General features: G+C 69.9%; 22 protein-coding genes and 1 pseudogene. 12 read left to right on the top strand and 11 right to left on the bottom strand.

The features are described from left to right. The first annotated feature begins 43 nt into the window (after positions 1 to 43). Positions 44 to 736 carry a cytidylyl-2-hydroxypropylphosphonate hydrolase gene (fomD, locus tag QF034_RS26510; RefSeq protein WP_307177298.1) on the top strand — a complete coding sequence of 231 codons (693 nt, stop codon included), beginning with the start codon at positions 44 to 46 and terminating at the stop codon, positions 734 to 736. Positions 737 to 1,037: 301 nt separating this feature from the next. Continuing rightward, positions 1,038 to 3,182: a SpoIIE family protein phosphatase gene (locus QF034_RS26505; RefSeq protein ID WP_307177297.1), complete on the top strand. Its 2,145-nt coding sequence runs from the start codon at positions 1,038 to 1,040 to the stop codon at positions 3,180 to 3,182. A gap of 97 nt (positions 3,183 to 3,279) precedes the next feature. On the opposite strand, the gene QF034_RS26500 is transcribed toward QF034_RS26505, so the two are convergent. Genes QF034_RS26500 through QF034_RS26490 form a run of 3 tightly spaced genes read right to left on the bottom strand, consistent with a single transcriptional unit; the run spans position 3,280 to position 6,714 of the window. Next, positions 3,280 to 4,023 carry a twin-arginine translocation signal domain-containing protein gene (locus QF034_RS26500; RefSeq protein WP_307177296.1) on the bottom strand — a complete coding sequence of 248 codons (744 nt, stop codon included), beginning with the start codon at positions 4,021 to 4,023 and terminating at the stop codon, positions 3,280 to 3,282. Beyond that, the gene (locus QF034_RS26495; RefSeq protein WP_307177295.1) at positions 4,020 to 4,469 is read right to left on the bottom strand and encodes a hypothetical protein; all 450 of its coding nucleotides are present in this window, start codon (positions 4,467 to 4,469) and stop codon (positions 4,020 to 4,022) included. Before QF034_RS26495 ends, QF034_RS26500 begins: the two co-directional genes overlap by 4 nt. Before the next feature lie 13 nt (positions 4,470 to 4,482). Continuing rightward, positions 4,483 to 6,714: a glycoside hydrolase domain-containing protein gene (locus tag QF034_RS26490; RefSeq protein WP_307177293.1), complete on the bottom strand. Its 2,232-nt coding sequence runs from the start codon at positions 6,712 to 6,714 to the stop codon at positions 4,483 to 4,485. 860 nt (positions 6,715 to 7,574) lie between these two features. Here QF034_RS26490 and QF034_RS26485 point away from each other — a divergent pair. Next, positions 7,575 to 8,129, top strand: a complete 555-nt coding sequence (locus tag QF034_RS26485; protein WP_307177292.1) for a hypothetical protein — start codon at positions 7,575 to 7,577, stop codon at positions 8,127 to 8,129. A 74-nt stretch (positions 8,130 to 8,203) separates the two neighbouring features. Here QF034_RS26485 and QF034_RS26480 read toward each other — a convergent pair whose 3' ends face one another. Further along, on the bottom strand, positions 8,204 to 10,501 hold the full coding sequence (locus tag QF034_RS26480; protein ID WP_307177291.1) for a transglycosylase domain-containing protein: 2,298 nt from the start codon (positions 10,499 to 10,501) through the stop codon (positions 8,204 to 8,206). A gap of 261 nt (positions 10,502 to 10,762) precedes the next feature. Between QF034_RS26480 and QF034_RS26475 the strand changes: the two genes are divergently transcribed. The 5 genes from QF034_RS26475 to QF034_RS26455 all read left to right on the top strand — a co-directional run bounded on the left by QF034_RS26475 (position 10,763) and on the right by QF034_RS26455 (position 15,599). Then, positions 10,763 to 11,698: an SPFH domain-containing protein gene (locus tag QF034_RS26475; protein ID WP_086563190.1), complete on the top strand. Its 936-nt coding sequence runs from the start codon at positions 10,763 to 10,765 to the stop codon at positions 11,696 to 11,698. Further along, positions 11,695 to 11,940, top strand: coding sequence for a type II toxin-antitoxin system antitoxin (locus QF034_RS26470; RefSeq protein WP_307177290.1), 246 nt, complete (start codon positions 11,695 to 11,697; stop codon positions 11,938 to 11,940). Before QF034_RS26475 ends, QF034_RS26470 begins: the two co-directional genes overlap by 4 nt. Positions 11,941 to 12,052: 112 nt before the next feature. After that, a complete protein-coding gene (locus QF034_RS26465) occupies positions 12,053 to 12,577 on the top strand; it encodes a PadR family transcriptional regulator (RefSeq protein WP_307177288.1) in 525 nt (174 codons plus the stop codon). Further along, on the top strand, positions 12,574 to 13,263 hold the full coding sequence (locus QF034_RS26460; protein WP_307177287.1) for an ABC transporter ATP-binding protein: 690 nt from the start codon (positions 12,574 to 12,576) through the stop codon (positions 13,261 to 13,263). The genes QF034_RS26465 and QF034_RS26460 overlap by 4 nt, the downstream gene beginning before the upstream one ends. Continuing rightward, the gene (locus tag QF034_RS26455) at positions 13,260 to 15,599 is read left to right on the top strand and encodes an ABC transporter permease (RefSeq protein ID WP_307177286.1); all 2,340 of its coding nucleotides are present in this window, start codon (positions 13,260 to 13,262) and stop codon (positions 15,597 to 15,599) included. The genes QF034_RS26460 and QF034_RS26455 overlap by 4 nt, the downstream gene beginning before the upstream one ends. A 26-nt stretch (positions 15,600 to 15,625) precedes the next feature. On the opposite strand, the gene QF034_RS26450 is transcribed toward QF034_RS26455, so the two are convergent. Beyond that, on the bottom strand, positions 15,626 to 16,576 hold the full coding sequence (locus tag QF034_RS26450; RefSeq protein WP_307177285.1) for a LysR substrate-binding domain-containing protein: 951 nt from the start codon (positions 16,574 to 16,576) through the stop codon (positions 15,626 to 15,628). Between the two features lie 133 nt (positions 16,577 to 16,709). On the opposite strand from QF034_RS26450, the gene QF034_RS26445 reads away from it, so the two are divergent. Both QF034_RS26445 and QF034_RS26440 read left to right on the top strand, forming a co-directional pair. Beyond that, positions 16,710 to 17,264, top strand: a complete 555-nt coding sequence (locus tag QF034_RS26445; RefSeq protein WP_020276563.1) for a peroxiredoxin — start codon at positions 16,710 to 16,712, stop codon at positions 17,262 to 17,264. Between the two features lie 6 nt (positions 17,265 to 17,270). Next, on the top strand, positions 17,271 to 17,804 hold the full coding sequence (locus QF034_RS26440; protein WP_307177284.1) for an alkyl hydroperoxide reductase: 534 nt from the start codon (positions 17,271 to 17,273) through the stop codon (positions 17,802 to 17,804). Between the two features lie 98 nt (positions 17,805 to 17,902). Here the strand turns inward: QF034_RS26440 and QF034_RS26435 are convergent, their stop codons facing one another. The 4 genes from QF034_RS26435 to QF034_RS26420 form a co-directional block, all read right to left on the bottom strand. Further along, positions 17,903 to 19,210 carry an AI-2E family transporter gene (locus tag QF034_RS26435; protein ID WP_307177283.1) on the bottom strand — a complete coding sequence of 436 codons (1,308 nt, stop codon included), beginning with the start codon at positions 19,208 to 19,210 and terminating at the stop codon, positions 17,903 to 17,905. 139 nt (positions 19,211 to 19,349) lie between these two features. After that, positions 19,350 to 20,051 carry an aggregation-promoting factor C-terminal-like domain-containing protein gene (locus QF034_RS26430; protein ID WP_306964115.1) on the bottom strand — a complete coding sequence of 234 codons (702 nt, stop codon included), beginning with the start codon at positions 20,049 to 20,051 and terminating at the stop codon, positions 19,350 to 19,352. 419 nt (positions 20,052 to 20,470) lie between these two features. Further along, positions 20,471 to 21,796, bottom strand: coding sequence for an RNA 5'-3' helicase PhoH2 (phoH2, locus tag QF034_RS26425; RefSeq protein WP_307177282.1), 1,326 nt, complete (start codon positions 21,794 to 21,796; stop codon positions 20,471 to 20,473). 474 nt (positions 21,797 to 22,270) lie between these two features. Next, positions 22,271 to 23,044 carry an isoprenyl transferase gene (locus QF034_RS26420; RefSeq protein ID WP_307177281.1) on the bottom strand — a complete coding sequence of 258 codons (774 nt, stop codon included), beginning with the start codon at positions 23,042 to 23,044 and terminating at the stop codon, positions 22,271 to 22,273. A 706-nt stretch (positions 23,045 to 23,750) separates the two neighbouring features. Here QF034_RS26420 and QF034_RS26415 point away from each other — a divergent pair. Both QF034_RS26415 and QF034_RS41805 read left to right on the top strand, forming a co-directional pair. Beyond that, positions 23,751 to 24,860, top strand: a complete 1,110-nt coding sequence (locus QF034_RS26415) for a DNA glycosylase AlkZ-like family protein (protein ID WP_503167805.1) — start codon at positions 23,751 to 23,753, stop codon at positions 24,858 to 24,860. Then, positions 24,787 to 24,942, top strand: a pseudogene (locus QF034_RS41805) (winged helix DNA-binding domain-containing protein); the annotation flags it as partial. The gene QF034_RS26415 and the pseudogene QF034_RS41805, both read left to right, overlap by 74 nt. Positions 24,943 to 24,965: 23 nt before the next feature. Here QF034_RS41805 and QF034_RS26410 read toward each other — a convergent pair. Both QF034_RS26410 and QF034_RS26405 read right to left on the bottom strand, forming a co-directional pair. Then, on the bottom strand, positions 24,966 to 25,757 hold the full coding sequence (locus QF034_RS26410) for a class I SAM-dependent methyltransferase (protein ID WP_307177280.1): 792 nt from the start codon (positions 25,755 to 25,757) through the stop codon (positions 24,966 to 24,968). Then, positions 25,754 to 26,209, bottom strand: a complete 456-nt coding sequence (locus tag QF034_RS26405; RefSeq protein WP_307177279.1) for a GNAT family N-acetyltransferase — start codon at positions 26,207 to 26,209, stop codon at positions 25,754 to 25,756. The genes QF034_RS26410 and QF034_RS26405 overlap by 4 nt, the downstream gene beginning before the upstream one ends. Positions 26,210 to 26,263: the final 54 nt, after the last annotated feature.

Below are 26,263 nucleotides of genomic sequence, written 5' to 3'. Positions count from 1 at the left end.
ACGCGCTGCAGCGTCGCATGCCCAGGGCACCTAATATCTGTGCATGGCAGACGGTGGAGCGGTGAGGCGCGTGGAAACGGGTGGTGCGGCAGGCTTCTGGGAGCCCGGGAGCGAGATCCTGTGGCGGTACCGTGAGAACGGCGGCGCGCGTTTCCACATCGCGCGTCCGGTCACCGTCGTACGGGACGACGCGGAGCTGCTCGCCGTGTGGCTGGCGCCCGGCACGGAGTGCGTCAGGCCCGTGCTCGCCGACGGCACCCCGGTGCACCTGGAGCCGCTGGAGTCCCGCTACACCAAGCCGCGGACCGTGCAGCGCGACCGCTGGTTCGGCACGGGCGTGCTGAAGCTGGCGCGGCCGGCCGAGCCCTGGTCGGTGTGGCTGTTCTGGGAGCCGGGGTGGCGGTTCAAGAACTGGTACGTGAACCTGGAGGAGCCGCTGGTCCGTTGGGAGGGCGGGGTGGACTCCGTCGACCACTTCCTGGACATCTCCGTGCACCCGGATCGCAGTTGGCACTGGCGCGACGAGGACGAGTTCGCGCAGGCTCTGCGGGACGGGCTGATGGACGATCAGCAGGCGGAGAAGGTACGGGAGGCCGGGCGGGCCGCCGTGGAGGTGATCCGCGCCTGGGGGCCGCCCTTCTCGGAAGGCTGGCAGCACTGGCGCCCGGATCCGTCCTGGACGGTACCGTCACTGCCGGAGGACTGGGACCGTACACCCGCGCGTGTGTCCTCATGAGACCCTTGATGCGCCCCCGGGCAAGAAACGTAGGATCGTCCTCCGCAAGGGCGCGCGGCGGCAACTGACGGAGCACGCGCTGGGCTTGACCGATCGTCACCGAGGGGCGGCAGGACGTGAGCGAGGGGTACGAGGGCAACACCGGCAGGACCTGCGCCGCAGGTCCTCAGAGCCGCAGACGGTCCGCCGGTGGCACAGGAACAACCTCTGACCACGCGGGAATTCCGTTCCTGGGGCACGTATTCCGGGTATCGGAGTTTCGGCGGGACCACCTGCACCTCTGGCGTGCAGCCCCGGACGGATGGATGCGACACGCGTGACGGAGCAGCCGACCTCCTTCGAACGCCCCCAACCGGGCGTCGACCCCGCGGAGCCCCGTGGGGCGCTCTTGCATACCTCGACACCGGCGCGCGCGCCCGGTGCGGGCGCCTTACCGGTACAGGGCCGCTGCGGCGGCGACGTCACCGCTCCGCTCACGACGGCGCACACCACGCCGGGCACGTCGGAGCCGGGCACCTCCACGCCGTTCGGCAAGGGCAAGGACACCGTGAGCGACCCCGCCTCCGAGCACTCCCAGCCGGGTACCGAGCAGACCGCCGAGCGCGACACCTCTCGGCCGCGGCCCGCCCCCGAGGGCATCCCGGTCCAGCCGGCCGACGAACAGGACCGGCCCGTGCCCGGCCCCGACGGGCACGAGCGCCGCAGCGGCCAGAGCCTGCCGCCCGGCCGGCCCACGCCGATGCGGCGGGACGGCGACCGGCTGCGCTTCGTGGGTGCCGCCACCCGGCGGATCGCCCGCGGCATCGATCTCGACGAGATCGTGATGGGGCTGTGCCGGGCCACCGTGCCCACGTTCTCCGACGCGATCCTGGTCTATCTGCGCGACCCGCTGCCCGTCGGCGACGAGCGGCCCACCGGCCCGCTGGTGCTGCGGTTGCGCCGCACCGACCGGATACCGGCCGAGCGCGACACGGAGAACGGCTTCCTGCCGGCCGCGCAGCCCGAGCCGAACGAGCTGGACACGGTCGGCGCCGAGCTGTGCGAGGTACGGCCCGGCAGCGCGCTCGCCGAGGTGCTGCGGGGCGTGCGCCCGGTGTTCACGGACGCTCCCGCGGCCCGCGCCGCGCTTCCCGAACTGCTCGGGGACGGCGGCGAGTTCGCCGTGCCGGACGGTCAGCGCGCGATCCTCGCCCCGCTGCGGGGACGGCGCCGGGTCATCGGTGCGGCGCTGTTCCTGCGCCGCCCCGAACGCATCGCCTTCGAGCCGGACGACCTGCTGGTGGCCGCCCAGCTCGCCACGCACAGCGCCCTGGGCATCGACAAGGCCGTCCTGTACGGCCGCGAGGCCTACATCGCGGACGAGTTGCAGCGCACCATGCTGCCCGAGACGCTGCCCCGCCCCACCGGCGTGCGGCTCGCCTCGCGTTACCTGCCGGCCGCGGAGACCGCCAGGGTCGGCGGCGACTGGTACGACGCCATCCCGCTGCCCGGCAGCCGGGTCGCCCTGGTCGTGGGCGACGTCATGGGCCACTCCATGACGTCGGCCGCCATCATGGGCCAGCTGCGCACCACCGCCCAGACCCTCGCCGGCCTCGACCTGCCGCCGCAGGAGGTCCTGCACCACCTCGACGAACAGGCCCAGCGCCTCGGCGTGGACCGCATGGCGACCTGCCTCTACGCGGTCTACGACCCGGTATCGCACCGCATCACCATCGCCAACGCCGGTCACCCGCCGCCCGTCCTGCTCCACCTGGGCGGCCGTGCCGAGGTGCTGCGCGTCCCGGCCGGAGCCCCCATCGGGGTCGGCGGCGTCGACTTCGAGGCCGTGGAGCTGGACGCGCCCGCCGGCGCCACCCTGCTGCTGTACACCGACGGTCTGGTCGAGTCCCGGCTGCGGGACGTGTGGACCGGCATCGAGCAGCTGCGGGAGAAGCTCGCCGCGACCGCGCAGCTCACCGGACCGGACCATCCGCCGCCCCTGGAAGCGCTGTGCGACGAGGTGCTCGACATGCTCGGCCCGGGCGACCGGGACGACGACATCGCGCTGCTCGCCGCCCGCTTCGACGGCATCGCACCCAGCGATGTGGCGTACTGGTTCCTGGAGCCGGAGGACGCCGCCCCCGGCCGGGCCCGCCGCCTGGCCCGGCGCGCGCTGCAGCGCTGGGGCCTGGAGGAGCTCAGCGACTCGGTGGAGCTGCTGGTCAGCGAGGTCGTGACGAACGCCGTCCGGTACGCGTCCCGGCCGGTCACGCTCCGGCTGCTGCGGACGGACGTCCTGCGCTGCGAAGTGGGCGACGACGTCCCGCAGCTGCCGCGCCTGCGGCAGGCCCGCGCCACGGACGAGGGCGGACGCGGGCTGTACCTGGTGAACCGGCTGGCCCGGCGGTGGGGCGCGACCCGGCTCAGCACGGGCAAGGTCGTGTGGTTCGAGCTCAACCGCAACTGAACGCACGTACGGAACGGGCCGGCCCCCGCACCGCGGGGACCGGCCCGTCGTCGTCACTCGTCATGCCGCGACGCCCCGCAGGGCACCGTCCCGCAGCTCAGGACTGCTGTCGGGCCAGGCGTTCCGCGGCTCGCTTCCGGGACGGCTGGAGCGGGTCGGCACCGGAGCCGGCCCCCGCACCGGGAGTCCAGTCCCAGTGGCGGATCTTCTCCGCGGTCTGCGACAGCCGGCTGTCACCGGGTGCGGCGTCGATGTAGAACAACGCCTCGTCCGGCCGCTTGTCGTCACCGCCCCACCGGACCACCCCGTCACATTCGGCGAGGATGTCCCGGATCACCGCCTCCTGCTGCGGGAAGAACCCGCCCCGGATCCCGGAGGGGTAGGAGCCGGGCCGGATCTGCACCGCCGTGCCGGAGGCCTGGTTCGACTCGGCCAGGCCCTTGCGCACCTTCGAGGGATGACGCCAGCCGGTGAGATCACCACGGCGGAGTCCGTCGATCTCGTAGTGGAAGCGGCGGATCACATGGACGAGGACGGTTTCGACATCGCCCATGCGCACCTGAACGCCCTCGACGGGAGTGCCGGGGACGGGTCTGGTGTAGATGTGCCCGCGGTCGTCCGCGGTCCTCTCCATCTCCCACCCGTTCGTCGACGGGACACCGGTCAGGACGCGCTTGGTGCGTTCCTGTGCCTTGCGTACCGCCTCCCGGACCTTGTCCGGATCCGGGCCCTTGGCCGCGGCATGGGCGGGAGAGGAGAGCAGCGAGGAGCCGAGGGCCGCGCCCGCGGCGATGAAGGCGGCACGCCGCAGCGCACTTCGGCGGGACAGGTCGGTTGTCACGTGTCGGTGTCCTTCTTGTGGTGGGCGATGGCGAGTCCGGTCAGGACGAGGGAGCAGACCCCGAGTACGGCGACTGCCGGGTTGATGTACGACGGGATGACAGCCTCGACGACACGCCCGTCGCTGGTCCGGCAACCGAAGTGCAACGGGACGAAGCTCGGGTCGTAGCCGCTGAGCTTGTCTCCGACGGACTCGTCGCACGCCTGGGACCGGCCGTAGTCGTCGAGGAAGAACAGATGGAGGAGTCCCCACGTGTACAGGGCGACCGTGGCGTCCCAGGCCAGCACGGCCGCGGACCGGGCGGTGAACGTCTCCTTCTTCCGCCCGGCCCGTATCAGGCGCTTGATCCCCTGGACGGTGAGGCACAGCACCGTGATGACTCCGGCCAGGAGCAGCACGAGCAACAGCGCACCGTCATGGGCGGTGTAGGGCTCGTCTCCTGACATGTGCCGCTCCCTGCTAGTAGTTGCGGGAGATGGAGTTGTACTTCTCCATCACGTAGTAGAGCCCCATCCGCTTCTTCGCCTCCGTCATCGCGGGCTCGCCGGGGCCCTGGTACCTGCGGAGGACCTCGTAGATCTCGGCGTCGGTGTAGCCGAGGGTCGGCTTGCGCAGAGCCGGGGAGTCGTCGTCGCCGCCGGGCTTCCCGTCGATGTCCCACAGGTGGATGATGGCGACGCTGGTGAGGGCGTACGTCTCGCTGTCATAGGCCTGCTTCCAGGCGTTGTACTTGTCCTGGTCCTTCGACACGTCCCGGCGCGGTTGTTCCGAGGAGTATCCCTTGTCGAGGGCGTGGTTCCAGGCACCGATCAGGGTGCCGGCCCGCTGCTTGGCGATGCCCGTGGACGTCTCACGGATGTACTTGCCGGTCGTGTTGAAGGCGGTGATGACCGCGAGCCACGCCGCCTCGTCCGACGGGGTGATGTGCCGCATCTCCCAGTAGGCGGACGTCTGGATGAGCGCCTTGCGCATGTTGTATCTGCGGGACAGGTTGGTGATCAGCTCGTCGTGCGCGGTGACGGTCCGTTCGAAGCACTTCCAGTGCTGCCAGCTGCGGGTGCCGCCGTCGAGGGGGAAGCCGAGCGATTCCATGTACTTGCCGACGTCCGTCTGCATGGCCTCGGTGACGTCGGGGTGCAGCAGGGTGTCCTGCTTGACGCCTCGCGGCGGGTTGAACGACCCCTGACCGGTGTCCCGCCCGGAGGCGATGTTGACATCGATGTTGATCGATCCGCTTCCGGAGCCGACCGTCTTGGTGACGATCTGGTCGTAGGCCCAGTTCTCGGGGAGCGGATAGCCGAAGTTCCCCGAGAAGCCGGAGGACATGTCGGACACGAAGGACGCGGAGGCGTGGCCCGCCTCCGACACACGGGTGCACACGTTACGAGGACCGTAGACGCCGACGCTGTAGCGGTTGCCGTCGTCGCGGATCGCGTCCTCGATGCCCTTGAAGTGGGGCAGGACGCTGTCGGTGATCTCATAGTCGTAGGCGTCGAAGTCGACGGCGAAGAATATCCTCGCTCCCGGCTTGAATCCGTGGTCGAGCGCCGCGTTGATCGCGGCCTGTCCCGCCGCACGCCCCAGGGGATAGCTGAAGTCCTCCGCGCCCCGCCCGAAGGTCTGGTAGATCGGGAAACAGCGCAGCCCCTGGTCGGCGATGGTCTGGAGCTCGCCGGTCTGGATCTCCTTCTCGGGGACCTTGCCGCCGCCGGGGATCGGGTTGGTCAGGTAGCGCCCGACGACGGTGATGCCTTCCGCCTTGAGCGCCTTGGCCCGGTCGGGAGTGATGCGGGTGACGCCGTCGCTGGCCGTGCCCTTGCGGCTCTGGTCTCCGTAGGAGACGAGGAGGGAGGCCCAGGTGGGGAAGTCGCCCTTTCCCGTCACGGGCAGCTTGACGAACGACTGGAACGCGCGGACCGCCTCGCCGTGGGCGGCGGTGAAGGTGCCGCCGAAGGAGACGGGCCGGTGGTTGAGCAGCATGCCGGCGGTGAACAACTGCACCCAGGTACTGGACGAGCCCACCGACACGGTGTGTTCCTTGAGACCGGCCTGGGTGCCGGGGCCGAAGACGCCGTTGGCGACGCCGTCGGCCATCCCGATGGTGTACTGGACCGCGTAGAGCATCGCCTGGGCGACGGTACGGGAGTGGTGCCCGTCGCAGGGGATGATGAAGAAGTCCTTGCGGTTGACGAACTCACCATTCATCCACTGCTGGACGGCACGGATCTGGCTGGAGCCGTTGTTGACGGTGACGTACGGGTCCATGTTCAGAAGACCCTTGAACACCTTCGGGACGATGTCACTGCCGGGGTAGGCGAAGTCGACGCCCATGTCCGTCTTGAGCTTGGACATCGAGTCCTGGACACGCTTGTTGAAGGTGCCGTCGATCTCGCCGCCGTCGTACCCCTTGCAGTACAGGCCGGACTGGATGACCCGGACGAGGTTCTTCGGAGCGGTCGTGCCGGCACCGATCCGCGGGTACTTCGTCTGGAGCGTGGAGAGCGTGGTGGGGCCGAAGCTGTCCGACAGGCCGGTGATCCCCAGCTCGTACTGGAGTGCCCGAGTGAGGGCGTACATGACGGTCCAGCTCGTCTCTCCGTTCTCGACGAGCCTCGAAATGCCCAGCTTGGAACCGTTGTCGTAGGCTCCGTTGATGAACTGCTGGGCTCTGCGCACCATCTCGTCGGCCATGGGCGTGGCTCTCCTTCAAAGGGTCGTGTCCGTGAGTACGGGGCGTGAGAGCACCCTGGTCCGGCGCGGGACAGGGCAGGAGAAGGTGACGGGGTCACCTCGGCAGGAGGTGACGCGGTTTCAGGAACGCGGTGTGAGGGCGCACATGTGCGGGGAACGCACGCATGGCTGACGGCACCGCGACATCAGAAAGCCTCCCCCGTTTCGACGGCGCGTCAGAGCGCCGACGTGGCGATCACCATAGCCACAGCGCGAACACCCGGAGCAAGCCTTTACCGCGGGGACATGGGAGGCGATGGCCAGAACGCGACCCGTACGTACGCCTGATTCCGGAACGAGTGGCTGATTCGCCTCACCCAAGCCACACAGACGAAGAGGCCGTGATGCGGAATGACGGGAAGAGCGACTGAGCATCCCCCTGACTTGTCCGAAAATATCGCTCCGCGAGCATCTTCTTTCGCATCTCGCCCAAGCAGTCCTCTCTGAACGGCCCCATGCGCGAGAACAAGCCAACTCTGCGGCTGACTCGCTTCACCCCACCCCCTCTCGCACACCAGAGGCGCACAGATCATCCCCATCGCGGGCACAGTCACCATCGGCCTCGAGGGGCGCCTTTCACTCAGGCGCTATCGAGCCAGATCCCGGCTCACGCCTGTCGCTCTCCGCCATGGTGCGCATACGGTGATCACCGCCCTCGGCAGGTATGGACCGCTTTGCGTTCCGGGCGGTCGCCTTCGCACCCCAGCGCGTCGCGATGTCCGCGACTCGCGCTCACTGGATTTCCGCGCGGTCTGCCGAACCACACCACCCGTTGAGCCCCTGGCCATCGACCAGGCACGCCCCGAAAGGAAGCGCTTTCTATGCGTAATCTCGTACGTACGGTCGCCGTCGGCGCATCGCTCGTCGCCTCCGTCCTCGCCGCCCCGCAGGCGATCGCGCAGGACGGTGCCCCGACGGGGCAGAGAATCGCGGACACCAGCGTTCGGCTCTCACCAGCCGGCGCCCAGGACGCGCGGACCCGCGCCATCGCCGAGGCGGCCCCCGCCGCTGTCACCGCGTCGGCGACGCTCTGCGGCAGCGGCTACGAGCTCGAGATCGCGGAGCGGCTGCCCGACGCCAGGCGTTATGGCACCCTCTTCACCTACGTCAAGTCCTCCGTGGGCAAGTTCGGAGTCTGCGCCGTGTTCGAGAACAACACGAGCAGTGCGAAGCACATGAAGCTGAAGCTGTGCCCCAACAAGACGGGTGCGGCGTGCAAGGTCGACGAAGGGACCTTCAGTCAGTACGCGGGCCCGGTGAAGTACGAGAGCAGCAACAGCCTGCACGTCATGTGCTCCGAGGTCACGGCGATCATGTGGGACGCCAACGGGAAGCCGATCATCGACAGGGTCATGTCGGCCACGCTCTGCGACTGAGGCAGGACGCACGAGTCGCACGGCTGCGCGAGGGGCGCCCGGTGTTCGCCGGGCGCCCCTCGCCGTGCCTCCCGCTACTGGTCCTGTCCGTTGCCCGGCTTGACCGGGTCGAACGGGTCACCGCCGCCGTCGTTCGGCGGTGTCGTCCCCGGAGACGTCGGCGGGGTGAAGGTGGGCGGTGTCGTCGACGGACTCGGCGGCGGTGAGGTGCTCGGCTCCTCCGTCGTCGGCGGCGGTGACGACGACGGCTCCTCGGTCGTCGGCTCCTGCGAGGGCTCCTGGGTCGGCTCCCGTGTGGGCGTCGGCGTCCACGTCGGCTGGACGGCCGCGCCCTGCTGGGTGTCCAGGTCGAACTTGCTGGTGTCGCCCATCACGCCGAAGGTGTATTCCGCCCAGATCAGCGCGGGGAAGTCGCCGCCGTTGATCCGGTCCTTGCCGGCGGCCTTGTACATCGGGACCTGGGCGTGGGTCTTGGCGTCCTCGCCGAACAGGCCGACGGAGGTGACCAGGTTCGGCGTGTAGCCGGTGAACCAGGCCGACTTGTTGTTGTCGGACGTACCCGTCTTGCCCGCGACCTGCTGGCCGTCGCGCTCGGGGTTGTACCGCACGGACCGCTGCGCCGTACCGTCGTCGACCACGCCGGTCAGCACCGAGGTCACGGAGTCGGCGGCCTCGCGGCTGACGGCCTGGTCGCCGACCGGGTCGGGCATGGTGACCGTCTTGTTCAGGTGCTCCGCCGACTTCACGAGGGCCGGGGTGACCTTCTTGCCGTGGTTGGCGAGGGTCGCGTAGACACCCGCCATCTGCAGGGGGCTCGCGCCCATGCTGCCCAGGGTCTGGGCGGGCACGGCCTCCATGTCCTTGGTGTCCATGCCGAGTTTGCCGGCGACGTCGACGACGTCGGTCATGCCGACGTCGACGCCCATCTGCGCGAAGACGGAGTTGACGGACTTGTTCATCGCCGTCTGGACGGTGATCTTCCCGTAGTTCTCGTCGTCCTCGTTCTCGGGGGCGAAGCCGACCTTGGTGCCGTCGTCCACGACCTGGCGCTTGCTCGTGCCGTCGTAGATCGTGTTCGCGGTGATCGGCTTGCCGTCCTGCGTCTTGGCCTGCTCGTCCAGAGCCGCGGCCAGGATGACCGGCTTGAAGGTGGAGGCCGGCTGGTAGTCGGCGCGGGTGGCGTTGTTCATGTAGTGCTTGAAGTAGTCCACGCCGCCGTACATCGCGACCACGGCGCCCGTCTTCGGGTTCACGGACGCGGCACCGGCCTGGACGTCCCCGTCGACCTTGCGCTTCTCGGGGTCGAGCTTGCTGGTCAGCTGCTGCTTGACGGACTTCTCCAGGGCCGCCTGCTTCTTCTTGTCGATGTTGAGCGTGACGGTCCAGCCGCCGGCGTTGACCATCGCCTCGGCTTCCTTGGCGTCGCTCGCGGTGCCCTCGGCGACGAGCCGCTTCTCCAGTGCCGTGTTGGCCGCGTTGACCAGATAGCCCTTCTGGCCCTCCATGCCGGGGGCGGGCCTGGGCTCCTTCGGCACCGGGAACTTCATGCCGGCGCGCTCGGACTGGCTCAGCCAGCCTTCGTCGACCATGTTGTCCAGGACGTAGTTCCAGCGGGCCTTCACCAGCTTCTTACCCGCCGGGGAGGCGACCGCCCAGTCGTACTGGCTCGGGGCCTGGAGCAGCGCGGCGAGGTAGGCGCCCTGCGCGACCGTGAGCTTCTCGGCGTCGGTGCGGTAGTAGGCCTGGGCGGCGGCCTGGATGCCGTAGGCGTTGCGGCCGTAGTAGCTGGTGTTGATGTAGCCGGCGAGGATGTAGTCCTTGGACTTCTCCCGGTCCAGCTTCAGGGAGATGACCAGTTCCTTCAGCTTGCGGGAGACGGTCTGTTCCTGCGTCAGGTAGTAGTTCTTGACGTACTGCTGGGTGATCGTCGAACCGCCCTGCGCGCCCCGGCCCGAGAGCGTGTTGAACAGGCCGCGGGCGGTGCCCTTGAGGTCGACGCCGGCGTCCTTGTAGAAGGTCTTGTTCTCGGCCGCGACGAAGGTGAGCCGTACGCCCTTGGGGACCCTGGACAGATCGACGACCTCGCGGTTGACCTTGCCGTCGCGGGCCATGATCGCGCCGTCGCTGTACTTGTAGATGTTGCTCTGCCGCTTGGCGTCGGCGTTGCCCTCGGGGATGCCGATCATCATGTACAGCACGATGAAAGCGCCCATGCCGAGCAGGCACAGGCCGAAGAAGGTGCCGAGGATCTTCTTCCAGGTGAAGAGCCTGCGTATGCCGCTCTTCCCGGCCGCGCCCGACGAACGGCGGCGCTTGGGTGCCGCCCGGCGCCCACCGCGCTGTCTGGCGCGTCTTTCTTCCGCTCGTCCCATGGGTCCGATCCGCTCCGCTTCGTTCATGTGTGCTCACAGGTCACACAGGTTCGCCGCTCAGGTCAGCTCAGAAAGCTAACACCGGGAGATAAGAGAGAGGGCTGCCGATCCGGCCCTTTACGGACGTGACAATCAGCACCCATCCCAACGGAACCGACGTTCGAGACACGCGTAGGGTTGCCAGGACCGGGAAAAGTGATATCACTTAGATAGATGGAAGCTAAGCAGGAGTGGCTTCCCGGGAGGAACGGGGGATCATCCATGTCCACACACCAGCCGCAGGTCACCGCCGACGTGCCCGAGATGCCGGCGCCCCGCGTACGGGAGTTCGCCGCGCACAGCATCGGCGGCGGACTCGCCCTGCTGCTCGGCCTGGTCGGTCTGCTGGCCGGCGCCGGGCTGATCGCGGCCGCCACGTCGGTCGACGGGGGCGGGGCCAAGGCCGCCCTGATCATCGGCGGCATCCTGGTCGCGCTCGCGGCGTTCCTGGCCATGTGCGGGCTGAACATGGTGGCGCCCGGCCAGGCCCGGGTCGTCCAGCTTTTCGGCCGCTACCGCGGGACGATCCGGCAGGACGGCCTGCGCTGGGTGAACCCGCTCACCTCGCGCACCAAGATCTCGACGCGCGTGCGCAACCACGAGACCGCCGTCCTGAAGGTCAACGACGCCTACGGCAACCCGATCGAGCTCGCCGCGGTCGTGGTGTGGCGGGTCGAGGACACCGCCCAGGCCATCTTCGAGGTGGACGACTACGTCGAGTTCGTCTCCACGCAGACCGAGGCGGCCGTGCGGCACATCGCCATCGAGTACCCCTACGACGCCCATGAGGAGGACGGCCTCTCGCTGCGCGGCAACGCCGAGGAGATCACCGAGAAGCTCGCCGTCGAACTGCACGCGCGCGTGGAGGCGGCCGGGGTGCAGATCATCGAGTCGCGCTTCACGCACCTCGCCTACGCCCCCGAGATCGCCTCGGCGATGCTCCAGCGGCAGCAGGCGGGAGCGGTCGTCGCAGCCCGGCGGCAGATCGTCGACGGGGCGGTGGGCATGGTGGAGGCCGCGATCGCCCGGATCACCGAACGGGACATCGTGGAGCTGGACTCCGAGCGGAAGGCGGCGATGGTCTCCAACCTGATGGTGGTGCTGTGCGGGGACCGCGCCGCGCAGCCGGTCCTCAACACCGGGTCGCTGTACCAGTGACGGAGCTGCCCGAAGGTCCGGGTTCCCGGCGCCGGCCGCAGCAGCAGCGCAAGCAGGTGCTGCTGCGGCTGGACCCGGCGGTGTACGAGGCGCTGGCGCGGTGGGCCGGGGACGAACTGCGGTCGGCCAACGCGCAGATCGAGTTCCTGTTGCGCAAGGCGCTGGCCGAGGCGGGGCGGCTGCCGCGGGAGACCGGGCCGCTGCCGCGGCGTGGCAGGCCGCCCGGAAGCTCGGAGCAATAGCCTGTTGCACAACCGTGACAACACCCATCGACCTGCGCAGCCGCACCGCCCGCCATGAGCTGCACACTCGGCGTATACATCCGGCGTATACACGGTGTGTAGAGTGCTCGGCATGTCCATCGGTCACACTCTCCTGGGGCTCCTGGAGTCCGGCCCGCGCCACGGTTACGACCTGAAGCGGGCCTTCGACGAGAAGTTCGGTCACGACCGGCCGCTGCACTACGGCCAGGTCTACTCGACGATGTCCCGGCTGCTGAAGAACGGGCTCGTCGAGGTCGACGGCATCGAGGCCGGCGGCGGGCCCGAGCGCAAGCGGTACGCGATCACCGAGGCCGGCATCACCGACGTCGGGCGGTGGCTCGCGACGCCGGAGAAGCCGGAGCCGTACCTCCAGTCGACCCTCTACACCAAGGTCGTCCTCGCGCTGCTCACCCACCGCGACGCCGGCGACATCCTCGACACGCAGCGCTCGGAGCACCTGCGCAGCATGCGGATCCTCACCGACCGCAAGCGCAAGGGCGATCTGGCCGACCAGCTGATCTGCGACCACGCCCTGTTCCACCTGGAGGCGGACCTGCGCTGGCTGGAACTGACCGCGGCCCGGTTGGACAAGCTCCGTGAGGCGGTGACCCGGTGACCATTCCCGCTGGTTCGCTGCTCACCGCCCAGGACCTGCGCAAGGCGTACGGGCCGACCACCGCGCTCGACGGTGCCGAGTTCTCCATCCACCCGGGCGAGGTCGTCGCCGTGATGGGTCCGTCCGGGTCGGGCAAGTCGACGTTGCTGCACTGCCTCGCCGGGATCGTGAGGCCCGACGCGGGCTCGATCACGTACGACGGGCGTGAGGTGACGGCGATGAGCGACGCCGAGCGCAGTGCGCTCAGGCGCTCGGAGTTCGGGTTCGTGTTCCAGTTCGGCCAGCTCGTGCCGGAACTCACCTGCGTGGAGAACGTGGCGCTGCCGCTGCGTCTGAGCGGGTCGTCCCGCAAGGAGGCCGAGCGGACGGCGCTGGCGTGGATGGAGCGGCTGGAGGTCGACGAGCTGCGCAAGAAGCGGCCGGGCGAGGTGTCCGGCGGTCAGGGGCAGCGGGTCGCCGTCGCCCGCGCGCTGGTGACGAACCCGCGTGTGGTGTTCGCCGACGAGCCGACCGGCGCGCTCGACTCCTTCAACGGCGAGCGCGTGATGGAGCTGCTCACGGACGCCGCCCGGTCCGCCAACACGGCCGTGGTGCTCGTGACGCACGAGGCCCGGGTGGCCGCGTACTCCGACCGCGAGATCGTCGTACGCGACGGCAGGTCCCGGGACATGGAGCGCGTCGTATGAGCGCTTCGCAGTGGGGGCGGGATCTGTCCATGGGGGTCCGGTTCGCCTTCGCGGGCGGACGCGAGGGGTGGATCCGGGCGCTGCTGACTGCCGTCGGCGTCGGGCTCGGAGTGGCTCTGCTGCTGCTCACCACCGCCCTCCCGAGCGCGCTGGCGGAACGGGACCGGCGCGAGGAGGCGCGCAGCGACCACACCTTCAGCCAGCAGGAGATACCGAAGTCCGACAACACCCTGGTCATCCTGGACACGGACACCACGTTCCACGACCGGGACGTGCGCGGCCGGATGCTGGAGGCGGAGGGCCCGCGGGCTCCGCTGCCCCCGGGGGTCGCCAAGTTCCCGGCGGCGGGCGAGATGGTCGTCTCCCCCGCGCTGAAGGAGCTGCTCGCCTCCGACAGCGGGAAACTGCTGCGGGAGCGCCTGCCCTACCGGATCACGGGCACCATCGGCGAGCAGGGGCTCGTCGGCTCCCGGGAACTCGCCTACTTCGCGGGCGGCGAGGGGCTCGTGAAGCAGCTGGAGGGCCCCGCGAGCGGCGCGCGGATCAACAGCTTCGGCAACGACGATCTCGGGTCCTCCGATCCCTGGGACCCGGTGCTGCTCCTGCTGGTCCTGGTGGTCTTCGTGGTGCTGCTGATGCCGGTCGCCGTGTTCATCGCCGCGGCCGTGCGGTTCGGCGGCGAGCGGCGCGACCGCAGGCTCGCGGCGCTGCGGCTGGTCGGCTCCGACAGCGCGATGACCCGGCGGATCGCCGCCGGCGAGGCGCTCGCCGGATCCGTGCTGGGGCTCGTCCTCGGCGCCGGGTTCTTCCTGCTGGGACGCCAACTGGCGGCCTCTTTCGAGGTGTTCCACGTCAGCGTGTTCCCGAGCTATCTGAACCCCTCTCCCCTGCTGGCCGCCCTGGTCGCGGTGGCGGTCCCGACGGCCGCGGTGCTGGTGACGATCCTCGCGCTGCGCGGGGTGGTCATCGAGCCGCTCGGCGTGGTGCGTACGGCCAAGCCCGCGCGGCGCCGGCTGTGGTGGCGGCTGCTGCTGCCGCTGGGCGGGCTCGCGATGCTCTTCCCGATGGTCGGGCAGGGAAACGACGACGGGACCTTCAACCAGTACCTCGTCGTGGGCGGGGTGATGCTCCTGCTCGTCGGCGTCACCGCCCTGCTGCCCTGGATCGTGGAGAGGGTCGTCGCCCGGCTCGGCTCCGGCGGGATCGCCTGGCAACTGGCCGTCCGCAGGCTCCAGTTGACCAGTGGCGCGGCGGCCCGCATGGTCAACGGCATCGCGGTGGCGGTGGCCGGGGCGATCGCGCTGCAGATGCTGTTCGCCGGGGTGGAGGGCAACTACACCGCCGCGTCGCAGTACGACGTCTCCCGGGCCCAGATGAGCGTGGACGTGCCGGACAGCGCAGACACCGCGTCCATGGTCAGGGAGTACCGCGACACCGAGGGCGTGCGCAAGGTCACCGCACTGTCCGACGTCCATCTCGGCGACCGGCGCGGCGAGGCGGACGCCTACGTCCAGCTCACCGTGGGCGACTGCACGGCGCTGCGCGAGGTGGCCACGCTCCGGTCCTGCCGCGACGGTGACGCCTTCGCGGTCAGGGGCTCCGAATACGACAGCGAGAACGACCACCTGACCGAGCCCGGCACCACCTTGTGGGCCGACCCGGGCGATACCCCGGAATCCGGCGACCGCTGGGTCTCCTGGACCGTGCCGAAGGACGTCCGGCAGGCCCAGACCCGCGAGGACCCCACCGGGTACGAGCGCGGCGGCATTCTGCTCACCCCCGGCGCGCTCCCCGAGAAGCTCGCGGCGGCCACCTCCGCAAGCCTCTTCCTGAGCGTGGACCGCTCAGTGCCAAACGCGTACGAGTACGTGCGCAACACGGCCGCGCGGCTCAACCCGACGGTACTGCCGATGACCTGGAACAGCACCGAGAGCAATGAACGCTACGCCACCATCCGCACCGGCCTGTCCGTCGGCGCCGCGTGTGTACTGGCGCTGATCGGCGCGAGCCTGCTGGTCTCGCAGCTGGAGCAGTTGCGCGAACGGCGCAAGCTGCTGTCGTCCCTGGTCGCCTTCGGCACCCGGCGCCGCACCCTCAGTCTGTCGGTGCTGTGGCAGACGGCCATCCCGATCGGGCTCGGCCTGCTGCTCGCCGCGACGGTGGGCATGGCCCTGGGCGCGGTCCTGCTGCGGATGACCAACATGTCGATCCGGGTGGACTGGCCGAGCGTGCTGTCGATGACCGGCATCGGCGCGGGCGTCGTCCTCGTGGTGACGCTGCTGAGCCTGCCGCCGCTGCTGAGGATGATGCGGCCGGACGGGCTGCGGACCGAGTAGGACGGAGCAGCCGCCCGCACCGTCCGTCAGGCGTCCTGGTCCAGCACCCGTACGGGCAGGGGCCGGAGCGCCTGCCGCAGGGCGGCCGCCAGTTCCTCGTACTCGGCGCCGCGCGCGGCCCCCGCCCGCATCGCCAGAGCGACCCTGCGAGTGGGGGCCGGGTCGGTGAAGTACCCGGTGAGGAGCTGGCTGCTGCGGGAGATCTCGACCTTCAGGGCGGTGCGCGGCAGCAGCGTGACGCCGAGCCCGCCCGCGACGAGCTGCACCAGTGTGGACAGCCCGGCGGCGGTCGTGGTCACCGGCGCGTCCTCGCGGCCGGCCTCCCGGCAGATGTCGAGGGCCTGGTCGCGCAGGCAGTGCCCCTCGTCCAGCAGCAGCAGGTTCAGCTCGCGCAGCGCCTCGCGCGGGATGCCCTCGCGTCCGCCGAGCGGGTGGTCGAGCGGGGTGACGAGCACGAAGTCCTCGTCGAACAGCGGCAGTTCGGCGACGCCCGGCACGCCCAGCGGTACGGCGAGCAGCAGCAGGTCGAGCCGCCCGCTGGTGAGGCCGTCGAGCAGGCTGGCGGTCTGCTCCTCGTGCACCTGGAGGTCGAGGTGCGGATACCGTTCGTGGACGAGCCGCAGGACGGTGGGCAGCAGATACGGCGCCACGGTCGGGATGACCCCCAGCCGCAGCACGCCCGTGAACGGGGCCCGCACCGCCTCGGCCTCCTCCATGAGCGCGCCCACCTCGGCCAGCACCGCCTTGGCCCGTACGGCGATCCGCTCACCCTCGGGTGAGAGCAGCACCTTGCGCGTCGTACGCTCGAGGAGCGTCACTCCGAGTGTCTCCTCCAGCGCCGAGACGGCGCCCGAGAGGGCGGGCTGGCTCATGCCGATGGCCCCTGCTGCGTCCCGGAAGTGCAGGTGCTCGGCGACGGCTGCGAAGGCCCGCAGCTGGGCGAGGCTGGGCTGCCTGCGCTTATTACCCACAGTCACTAATAACTACCTCCGATCAACCCGACCGAGTGTAGCTATTTCCGTAATCAATCGACCCTGTGCCAACATCAATAACGTCCAACCCATGGGAAACACCCGCAATCCGGGTGTTTCTTCGCTGCAAGGAGAGCGTGTGCTCACTGTCGGTGACAAGTTCCCCGAGTTCGATCTGACCGCCTGCGTCTCGCTGGAGAAGGGCAAGGAGTTCCAGCAGATCAACCACAAGACCTACGAGGGTCAGTGGAAGGTCATCTTCGCGTGGCCCAAGGACTTCACCTTCGTGTGCCCGACCGAGATCGCCGCCTTCGGCAAGCTGAACGACGAGTTCGCCGACCGCGACGCCCAGGTCCTCGGCTTCTCCGGCGACTCCGAGTTCGTCCACCACGCCTGGCGCAAGGACCACGACGACCTGCGTGACCTGCCCTTCCCGATGATGGCCGACTCCAAGCACGAGCTGATGCGCGACCTCGGCATCGAGGGCGAGGACGGCTTCGCCAAGCGCGCGGTGTTCATCGTGGACCAGAACAACGAGATCCAGTTCTCGATGGTGACCGCGGGTTCGGTCGGCCGTAACCCGAAGGAGGTCCTGCGGGTCCTGGACGCCCTCCAGACGGACGAGCTGTGCCCCTGCAACTGGTCGAAGGGCGACGAGACCCTCGACCCGGTCGCGCTGCTCGCCGGAGAGTGATCTGACATGTCCCTCGACGCACTCAAGTCCGCCATACCGGACTACGCCAAGGACCTGAAGCTCAACCTGGGCTCGGTCATCGGCAACTCGGACCTGCCGGCCCAGCAGCTGTGGGGCACGGTCCTCGCGACCGCGATCGCCTCGCGCTCCCCGATCGTGCTGCGCGAGCTGGAGCCGGAGGCGAAGGCCAACCTGTCGGCCGAGGCCTACACGGCCGCCAAGGCCGCCGCCGCGGTGATGGCGATGAACAACGTCTTCTACCGCACGCGGCACCTGCTGTCGGACCACGAGTACGGCAACCTGCGCGCGGGCCTGCGGATGAACGTCATCGGCAACCCGGGCGTCGACAAGGTCGACTTCGAGCTGTGGTCCTTCGCGGTCTCCGCCATCAACGGCTGCGGTATGTGCCTGGACTCCCACGAGCAGGTCCTGCGCAAGGCCGGCCTCGACCGCGAGGTCATCCAGGAGGCGTTCAAGATCGCGTCCGTGATCCAGGCGGTCGGCGTGACGCTGGACGCCGAGGCGGTTCTGGCCGAGTAATCCCCGGCCGTACGCCCCGCATTGCAGGGCCCCTGCCCATCTGACCGGTGGGCAGGGGCCCTGTTGCCTTGCCAGGCAGGCTTCTCGTCAGGTTCGGGCTACTCCGACGGCGCCTCGCGTTCGGGCTCCGCGCTCATCGCCGTCGCACCCCGCGGGCGGACCGGATGCCGCAACGCCGACTTCCTGGAGTACGCCCGCAGATACCCCGCGACCGTGTTCGTCACGGCGACCAACGGCACGGCCACCACCGCGCCCCCGATCCCGGCGACCATCCCCCCGCACGCCACGGACAGCACCACGGCCAGCGGATGCACCCGCACCGCCCGCCCCAGAATGAACGGCTGCAGGATGTGGCCCTCGATCTGCTGCACCGCCAGCACCACCACCAGCGTCATGACAGCCGTGAACACCCCCTGGGTGACCAGGGCCACGACCACCGCCAGCGCCCCGGACACCACCGCACCCACCAGCGGGATGAACGCGAACAGGAAGATGAACACCGCCAGCGGCACGGCCATCGGCACGTCGAGGAAGTAGATCCCCAGCCCGATGAAGATCGCGTCGATCATCGCGACGATCACCGTGCCCCGCACGTACGCCGTCAGCGTCCGCCACGCCGCCGGCCCGGCCCCGGCCACCCCCGGCCGCGCCGCCGCCGGCACCAGCTTCAGCGTCCACTCCCAGATCCGCTTGCCGTCGTAGAGCAGGAACAGCGTCGAGAAGACCGCCAGCAGAATCCCCGTCAGCGACTCGACGACGACCGTCACGCCCTCCAGCCCCGCCGAGGTGATCTGGTCGGTGTTCGCGCCGACCGCCTCCCGCAGGTTCTTGGCGATCTCGTTGATCTGCTTGTCCGTGACGTGGAAGGGGCTGTTCAGCAGCCAGTTCCGCAACTCGTCGATGCCGTCCTGGATCTGGCTGGAGAGGTCGTCGATGTTCTCCATGACCTGCCAGGTCACGAACCAGCCGATGAGTCCCATGACGACGAACCCGAGGATCGCGGTCAGCGCCGTGGCCGGACCGCGCGGTACCCCGAGCCGCCGCAGCCGCGCCACGGTCGGCTGGAGGATCGCGGTGATGAGCAGTGCGCTCACGAACGCCAGCACCACCAGCTGGACGGCGCTGATGATGCGCGTCAGCACCCACAGCGTGCCCGCGAGGACGAGCAGCCGCCAGCCGGCCTCCGCCGCGACCCGCACCCCCCACGGCACGGCCAGCGCGGGATCGGGCCGGGCGGGTACGTCGGGCGCGTAGTCCGGGGGCGGCGGCACGTGGTCGTCGGACGTTGTCCCGGACTCGGTCTCGTCCCGCTCCCGTTCGGCCTCGGCGCGGCGTTCGTTCCACCGCTCGCTCATCTCGGTCAGTCCGGCACCGAGCCGGCCGAGCCACCCTGGCACTCGCGACATGATCCGTCCTTTTCCCCCGTCTCTCCGCACCACTCCCCCCTGGAGAGTCGTCCGTCAAGACCGTACATGCCGCGAGCCCCTCACCCGTACGACGGTGAGGGGCTCGCGCTGCGGATGGCTGCGGCTCAGGGCCGCGGGCTCAGTACCAGTTGTTGGCCTGCCAGAACGACCAGGCGTCACACGGGCTGCCGTAGCGGTCGTTCATGTAGTTCAGGCCCCACTTGATCTGGGTGGCCGGGTTGGTCCGCCAGTCGGCACCGACGGACGACATCTTGGAACCGGGCAGCGCCTGGAACATGCCGTAGGCCCCGGAGGAAGGGTTGACCGCCTTGTAGTTCCAGTCGGACTCGTGGTCCACGATGTTGCTGAAGCACTGGAACTGACCCGCCGGCACCAACTGCCGCGCCATCGCCTGGATCTGCGCGATGGAGTAGGAGGTCGCGACGGGGAAGTCGGAGATGTCCTTGGAGCGGCTGGCGGCCTCCTTGGCCTCCGCGCGCTCCTTGGCGGCCTTCTCGGCCGCGGCGGCCTTCTCGGCGGCTTCCTTCTTCTTGGCGATGGCCGTCTCGGCGGCAGCCTTGCGGGCGGCCTCCTCGGCGTCCTTCTTCGCGCTCGCGTCGGCGGCGATGGCCTGTGCGTCGGCCTGCTGCGTCAGCGACGCGGTCTGCACCTGGGCCTGCTGGCCCGCGGGGATGTCCGCGAGCAGCGTGGTGCCGCTTGCCGTCGCTTCGGCGTCGTTGTTCTGCGCGGTGCTGCCCGAGGCAACGCCGACGACGCTTCCGACAGCGGTGACCGCCGTGGCCGAGGCCACTGCGAATCCCCGGACCGAGATCCGGCTCACACGGGTTTCCTTCCAGCATCGCCCGCTTCGGTGACCCTCGCGGACGCAATCGTGCCCCTGGCACTGGCCTCCCCAACTGCGGGGTCACGGGAGGCGCGGGCCCGGTGGGCAACTCCCTCACGGGAGTGCCGCGTGGTGCTCGGGCGGCATACGACATCGCTATGCAGTTGACGCTGTGCTTTGAGTGGTGCCGTACCGCTGGGGGTACAGGTGTGTCGTATGCGGGGCCTGACAGGAGTGAGACTCTGCCGCAACAGGACGGGGCAAGGCAATTCCGAGTTGCGTGTGAAAGCTCACAGCCCGTTTGACGCGGGAGATTCACAGAAAAGGCCACACACGAAGACGCCGCCCGGCTAGGCTCTTCGCCTTTCCGGACGGCGCCAACTACTGCGTAACCGCCCCCGTTTGGGGCAGGACGGTCAGATGTGTCCGTCTTCGAGCATTTCGGTCACAAGCGCGGCGATCTGCGACCTCTCGGACCGGGTCAGGGTCACGTGCGCGAACAGCGGATGACCCTTCAGCTTCTCGACGACGGCGACGACTCCGTCGTACCGGCCGACCCGCAGATTGTCCCGCTGGGCCACGTCATGGGTGAGAACCACGCGTGAATTGGCTCCGATACGGGACAGAACGGTAAGAAGTACGTTCCGTTCCAGCGACTGTGCCTCGTCGACGATCACGAACGCGTCGTGCAGCGAGCGGCCGCGGATGTGGGTGAGCGGCAGCACCTCCAGCATCCCGCGGGCGGTGACCTCCTCGATGACCTCCCGGCTGGTGACCGCCGACAGCGTGTCGAACACCGCCTGCGCCCAGGGGCTCATCTTCTCCGCCTCGGAGCCGGGCAGATAGCCGAGCTCCTGCCCGCCCACCGCGTACAGCGGACGGAAGACCATCACCTTCTGGTGCTGCCGGCGCTCCAGCACCGCCTCCAGACCGGCGCACAGCGCCAGCGCCGACTTGCCGGTGCCGGCCCGGCCGCCCATCGACACGATCCCGACGTCCTGATCGAGCAACAGGTCCAGCGCGATCCGCTGCTCGGCGCTGCGGCCCTTGATGCCGAACGCCTCACGATCCCCGCGTACGACACGGACGTTGCCCTCGGCCGTGACCCGCCCGAGCGCCTTGCCGCGCTCCGACTGGATCATCAGGCCCGTGTGCACCGGCAGGTCGGCGGCCTCGGGGACATGGAGGTGTCCCTCCTCGAAGAGGATGTCCACCTGCTCGCCGGTCAGGGTCAGTTCGGACATTCCGGTCCAGCCGGAGGAGTCCGTGATGGCGAGTTCCGCGCGGTACTCCTCGGCGAGGAGCCCGACGGAAGACGCCTTGATCCTGAGCGGGAGGTCCTTGGACACGACGGTGACGTCGAACCCCTCGGCCTGGAGGTTGCGGGCGACCGCGAGGATGCGGGAGTCGTTGTCCCCCAGGCGGTAGCCGCTGGGCAGCACGCTGGGGTCCGAGTGATTGAGCTCGACACGGACCGTTCCGCCGAGGTCCCCGGTGGGGATGGGGGCATCGAGGCGGCCGTACCGCACTCGGTAGTCGTCGAGCAGACGCAGGGCCTGCCGGGCGAAGTAGCCGAGTTCGGGATGGTTCCGCTTGGCCTCCAGTTCCGTCACCACGACGATGGGCAGCACGACCTCGTGCTCGTCGAAGCGGCTCAGGGCGTTCGGGTCGGCCAGCAGGACGCTGGTGTCGAGAACATAGGTGCGCCGGTCGGGCTTGTGGCGCTTTGTGCTGGTCACCACGGAAGGACGTACCCCCTCGGATGAGGTCGGGGAGCGACGGAGTGGAGCTGGACCGGTCGTCGGCCGCCCTGCGCGGGCCGAGAACCGGCCCTCCGCCTCTTCGTCCGTGCTGTGACCGCACGATCGGGCTGGTGCAAAGGGCCTCCCGGGCGGACGGCCCCGTGCCGTCCGCTGAGATCCGACACCCGGGGTTCGGGCGTCGACCTGACTGGCTTATGCCCTCGAACGGGCGTCGCCATGCCACGGCATATGACGGCAGGCCGGTGAATTCCGCGTTACGGCCCCCTTCGGAGGGGTACCGGGGAGGGTTACGACGTGCGGTGACCGCGGTACCGGGAGGCCCGCGGGGTCCCGCGAAGTCTCGCGCCCGGCGGCGTACGCCGGAGCGCGGTCCAGCGGTCGCGGCGGGCGGTGGCGGGCGGCGTCACGCGGTTCAGCCGCCCTGGCCGCCGGTGGCGGGCGGCGTCACGCGGTTCAGCCGCCGTAGCGCCGGTGGCGGGCGGCGTAGTCGCGCAGGGCGCGCAGGAAGTCGACCTTGCGGAAGGCCGGCCAGAACACGTCGCAGAAGTAGTACTCGGAGTGCGCGGTCTGCCAGAGCATGAATCCGGACAGGCGCTGCTCGCCGCTGGTGCGGATCACCAGGTCGGGATCGGGCTGGTCGCTCGTGTAGAGGTGACGTCCGATCATGTCGATGTCGACGGCCTCGGCGAGCTCCTCCATCGAGGTGCCCCGGTCCTGCGCGTCGAGCAGCATGGAGCGCACGGCGTCGGCGATCTCCTGGCGGCCGCCATAGCCGATGGCGACGTTGACCACTATCCCGTCGACGTGCGCGGTGGTCTCCTCGGCCTCCTTCAGCACCGTCTGCATCCCGGAGGGCAGCAGATCCGGCGTGCCCACGTGGTGCACGCGCCAGCGGCCGTCGGCCGCCAGGGTGCGCACGACGTCCTCGATGATGCCGAGCAGGGGGACGAGCTCCTCCTGCGGCCGGTCGAAGTTGTCCGTGGACAGCAGCCAGAGGGTGACGACCTCGACGTCCGTCTCGCTGCACCAGCCGAGGAACTCCTCGATCTTCTCGGCACCGGCCCGGTGACCGTGGACGGTGCTGGAACCGGCGGCCTTCGCCCAGCGCCGGTTGCCGTCCATGATGACGCCGATGTGCTTGGGCACCTGAGCGTGGTCCAGGTGGCCTTCCACCCGGCGTGCGTACAGCCTGACCAGCAGGCTGCGCAGCTTGTCGCGCAGGTTCACGTGATCGTCAGCCCCTCCGTACGGATCGGACGGGCCGCGGCATGCGGCCCGGTCGTGGCCGCGGGCGGTCCCCGCCCGTGTGGCAGTCCCCGGAGGCGAAGCCTACCCCCGCTGCCGCCGTCGGCCGCCCGCGGGTGCGGAACGGAGAATTCCGGCCGGTGTTCCGGGCGGCTCCGGCGCACAAAAAAACGGGCCGGTCCGTGGGGGGGATACGGACCGGCCCGAGGGGGGGTTTCCACCATAACCCTTTGTAAGTGATGCTGCGTGCATCGGCGTGCCACAACTACTCTCCGGAGCCGCCCGGCGACGCGGTGATGTCCGCGGAACCTCTCGCTCACGGCTCGCTGCTGGCCGAAACACAGCCCCTGTACGTCCCCCGCGCGGCCCATACGCAGGGGAATCGTGCGCCCTGAGGCCGGCTCCAGCGGATTTGCCGCACTTGGGGCCCGCTGGCCGACTTCTCCCCGTATCCCCCCAACGGGTGACGTCAGCCACCAACACCCGCTTGACCCCCGCGACACCTCACCCCGAGGCCCTGGCGCCGCGCAGCCCCCTCCACTGCGCGGCACCGCCCGCGCAGCATGGTTTGCTCACGCGAATTACCTTGGTCTGAACCTACGCGAACCGTGGCGCGGAGGCGAGCCGCGGACGGGTGACTCCGCTAACTAGGTCAGTTTCTGTCCTCTTTCGGGTCTAGCGTCGTGCCATGACGACGATCTCGAGGATCACGTGGGACGCGGCGAGCGCACGGCGGGCCGAGCGCCAGTTCCTGGCCGGGCCGGCCGGGGGCGGGACGCCGGTCGCCGAGGTGGTCGGGGCGATGATGGGGGCGCACGCGCAGGTGCTGTCCGCGGCGGAGGTGTCGGTGGGCGTGCGGACGTCCGGGCTGACCCGGGCGGGCGTACGGACGGCTCTCTGGGACGAACGGTCACTGGTCAAGACGTACGGTCCGCGCGGAACGGTCCATCTCCTCCCGGCGCGGGAACTTCCGCTCTGGTCGGCCGCGTTGACGGCGATCCCGACCGGGCCGGGCCCTCACCGGGCCGACGTACGGCTCACCGAGGAACAGGCCGCCCAGGTCGTGGCGGCGATCGGGGAAGCGCTCGACGGCACGTGCCTGACACTCGACGAACTGACCGAGGAGATCGTCGCGCGGACGGGCCCGTGGGCCGGCGACCGCGTGATGCCGGCCTTCCAGGACCTGTGGCCGCGCTGGCGGCAGGTGCTGCACCGGGCGGGCTGGGCGGGCACGCTGTGCTTCGGCCCGAACCGCGGCCGGAAGGCGACGTTCACGCGCCCGCCGATCGCGGGAGCGGCCCCGGCCGGGGGGATGGGCGGGGGCACGGTCGGCGGCCCGGACGGGGCGTTGGGGACGTTCGTCCGCCGGTACCTGTACGCGTACGGGCCGGCGACCCCGCAGCACTTCGCGAAGTGGCTGGCGGCGCCGGCCGGCTGGGCCGGCACCGTGTTCCGGGAGCTGGCCGCCGCGGGCGGCATCGAGGAGGTCGACTTCGAGGGCACGCGGGCGTGGGTGGCCGCGGGTGACACCGACTTCCCGGACGGGCCCGCGCGGGGCGTCCGGCTGCTGCCGTACTTCGACGCGTACGTCATCGCCGCGCAGCCCCGCGAGCGGCTGTTCCCCGGTGCGGCCTACGAGCGTGCCCTGGCGGGGCGGCCAGGCGGGCAACCATCCCGTGCTGCTGGTCGACGGTGTGGTGGCGGGCGTCTGGCACCAGCGGCGCCAGGGCCGTCGTACGACCGTCACCGTCGAGCCTCTCGCCCGGCTGACGGCACGACAGGAACGGGAGCTGGGTGAGCAGGTGGGGCGGGTGGGCGAGGTGCTGGAGGCGAAGGCGGAGTTGGTGGTCGGGGAGGTGAGGGTGGGCCCGCACGCGTGAGCGGGCTTGTGGTGCGGGCCTGATCAGAGCTGGTGGGTTCCCGGCTTGCAGGCGTCGAAGAGGTGTCGGGTGCTGTGGGCCACGAAGGGCCCTTCGTCCTGGATCCGCCGATGCAACGCACGGAGCTGCGGCTCGTACGCCTCGACGGTGAAGCCGGGCACCATCCACACCACCTTCCGCAGGAAGTGCACGACCGCGCCGATGTCGTGGAACTCCATGCGGAGCCGCTCCGCCCGCAGATCGACGACGTCGAGCCCCGCGGCCTCGGCGTCGGCCCGCTCGCGCTCGGGGTGCCGACCGGAGAGCACCTCGTCCGGCTGGGGCCCGAGGAAATGCTCGACGAGCTCGAAGACGCTGGCCGGCCCCACGTGCTGGGCGAAGTACGTCCCTCCGGGCTGGAGGACGCGGGCGATCTCGTCCCAGTGCGGACGGACGGGATGCCGGCTCACGACCAGGTCGAAGGCACCGTCGGCGAAGGGCAACGGGGCGTCCTCGGGCGCGGCGACGACCACGACTCCGCGCGGACGGAGCAGGGCGGTCGCCTTGGCCACGTTCGGCGGCCAGCCCTCGGTGGCGACGGCGAGCAGGGGCCGCTCCGGGGCCTGCGCGAGAGCGAAGTCCAGCACTTCCCCGCCGCCGGTCTGGATGTCGAGCACGGCACTCGCCCGCCCCAGCCGCGCGGCCGCCGACATCGCGTACCCCCAGGAGGGCCGGGCCTCGGTGGCCCGCCCCTCGAACCAGGAGAAGTCCCAGCCTTCGGTGGGGACGGAGGCTCCTTCGGCGACGAGGTCTTCGAAGGTGCGGTGCACTGTCACGTCAGAACGAGCAGGACATGCTCGTCGTCGCCGTACTGGACGGTGCCGGCGGGGCGGAAGCCGTGCTTCTCGAGGAGACGCACGGAAGCGGTGTTACCGCTGAAGGGATCGGCGTACAGGGGCCGGTTCTGCTCCCGCTCCAGGAAGAGCTCCAGGGCTTTGCTGCCGATGCCGCGTCCCCAGTACGCGCGCCCGAGCCAGTACCCGAGGAAGCGGCGGTCCTCCTCCCACCAGGCGACGACGTTGCCTGCGACGTCACCGTCCACGGTCACGGTCTGCACGAAGTTGGAGTCGTCCCCGAGGACCCGCTGCTTCCAGTGCGCCATGAAGGCCTCCCGCGGCCGGGGCGTGAACCTCGACCGCAGGGCTGCCTCGGGATCCTGCTCGTAGGCGCAGAACGCTTCGAGATCGTCTTCCACGACATCACGCAGCCGCACGTCTTCGGTAGTCATGCCGACGAGTGTGGCACCGGCCACTGACAACGACGCCGCGCAAGCCGCACCCCG

The organism is Streptomyces africanus (assembly GCF_030816955.1).
Classification (GTDB): domain Bacteria; phylum Actinomycetota; class Actinomycetes; order Streptomycetales; family Streptomycetaceae; genus Streptomyces; species Streptomyces africanus.
This window is presented reverse-complemented; position numbering and strand designations above follow the sequence as displayed.

Bases quoted from the DNA above. Each gene is read 5' to 3' on its own strand.
- fomD (WP_307177298.1), top strand. From the start codon at position 44: ATGGCAGACGGTGGAGCGGTGAGGCGCGTGGAAACGGGTGGTGCGGCA.
- QF034_RS26505 (WP_307177297.1), top strand. From the start codon at position 1,038: ATGGATGCGACACGCGTGACGGAGCAGCCGACCTCCTTCGAACGCCCC.
- QF034_RS26495 (WP_307177295.1), bottom strand. From the start codon at position 4,469: ATGTCAGGAGACGAGCCCTACACCGCCCATGACGGTGCGCTGTTGCTC.
- QF034_RS26490 (WP_307177293.1), bottom strand. From the start codon at position 6,714: ATGGCCGACGAGATGGTGCGCAGAGCCCAGCAGTTCATCAACGGAGCC.
- QF034_RS26485 (WP_307177292.1), top strand. From the start codon at position 7,575: ATGCGTAATCTCGTACGTACGGTCGCCGTCGGCGCATCGCTCGTCGCC.
- QF034_RS26480 (WP_307177291.1), bottom strand. From the start codon at position 10,501: ATGGGACGAGCGGAAGAAAGACGCGCCAGACAGCGCGGTGGGCGCCGG.
- QF034_RS26475 (WP_086563190.1), top strand. From the start codon at position 10,763: ATGTCCACACACCAGCCGCAGGTCACCGCCGACGTGCCCGAGATGCCG.
- QF034_RS26465 (WP_307177288.1), top strand. From the start codon at position 12,053: ATGTCCATCGGTCACACTCTCCTGGGGCTCCTGGAGTCCGGCCCGCGC.
- QF034_RS26455 (WP_307177286.1), top strand. From the start codon at position 13,260: ATGAGCGCTTCGCAGTGGGGGCGGGATCTGTCCATGGGGGTCCGGTTC.
- QF034_RS26440 (WP_307177284.1), top strand. From the start codon at position 17,271: ATGTCCCTCGACGCACTCAAGTCCGCCATACCGGACTACGCCAAGGAC.
- QF034_RS26435 (WP_307177283.1), bottom strand. From the start codon at position 19,210: ATGTCGCGAGTGCCAGGGTGGCTCGGCCGGCTCGGTGCCGGACTGACC.
- QF034_RS26415 (WP_503167805.1), top strand. From the start codon at position 23,751: ATGACGACGATCTCGAGGATCACGTGGGACGCGGCGAGCGCACGGCGG.
- QF034_RS26405 (WP_307177279.1), bottom strand. From the start codon at position 26,209: ATGACTACCGAAGACGTGCGGCTGCGTGATGTCGTGGAAGACGATCTC.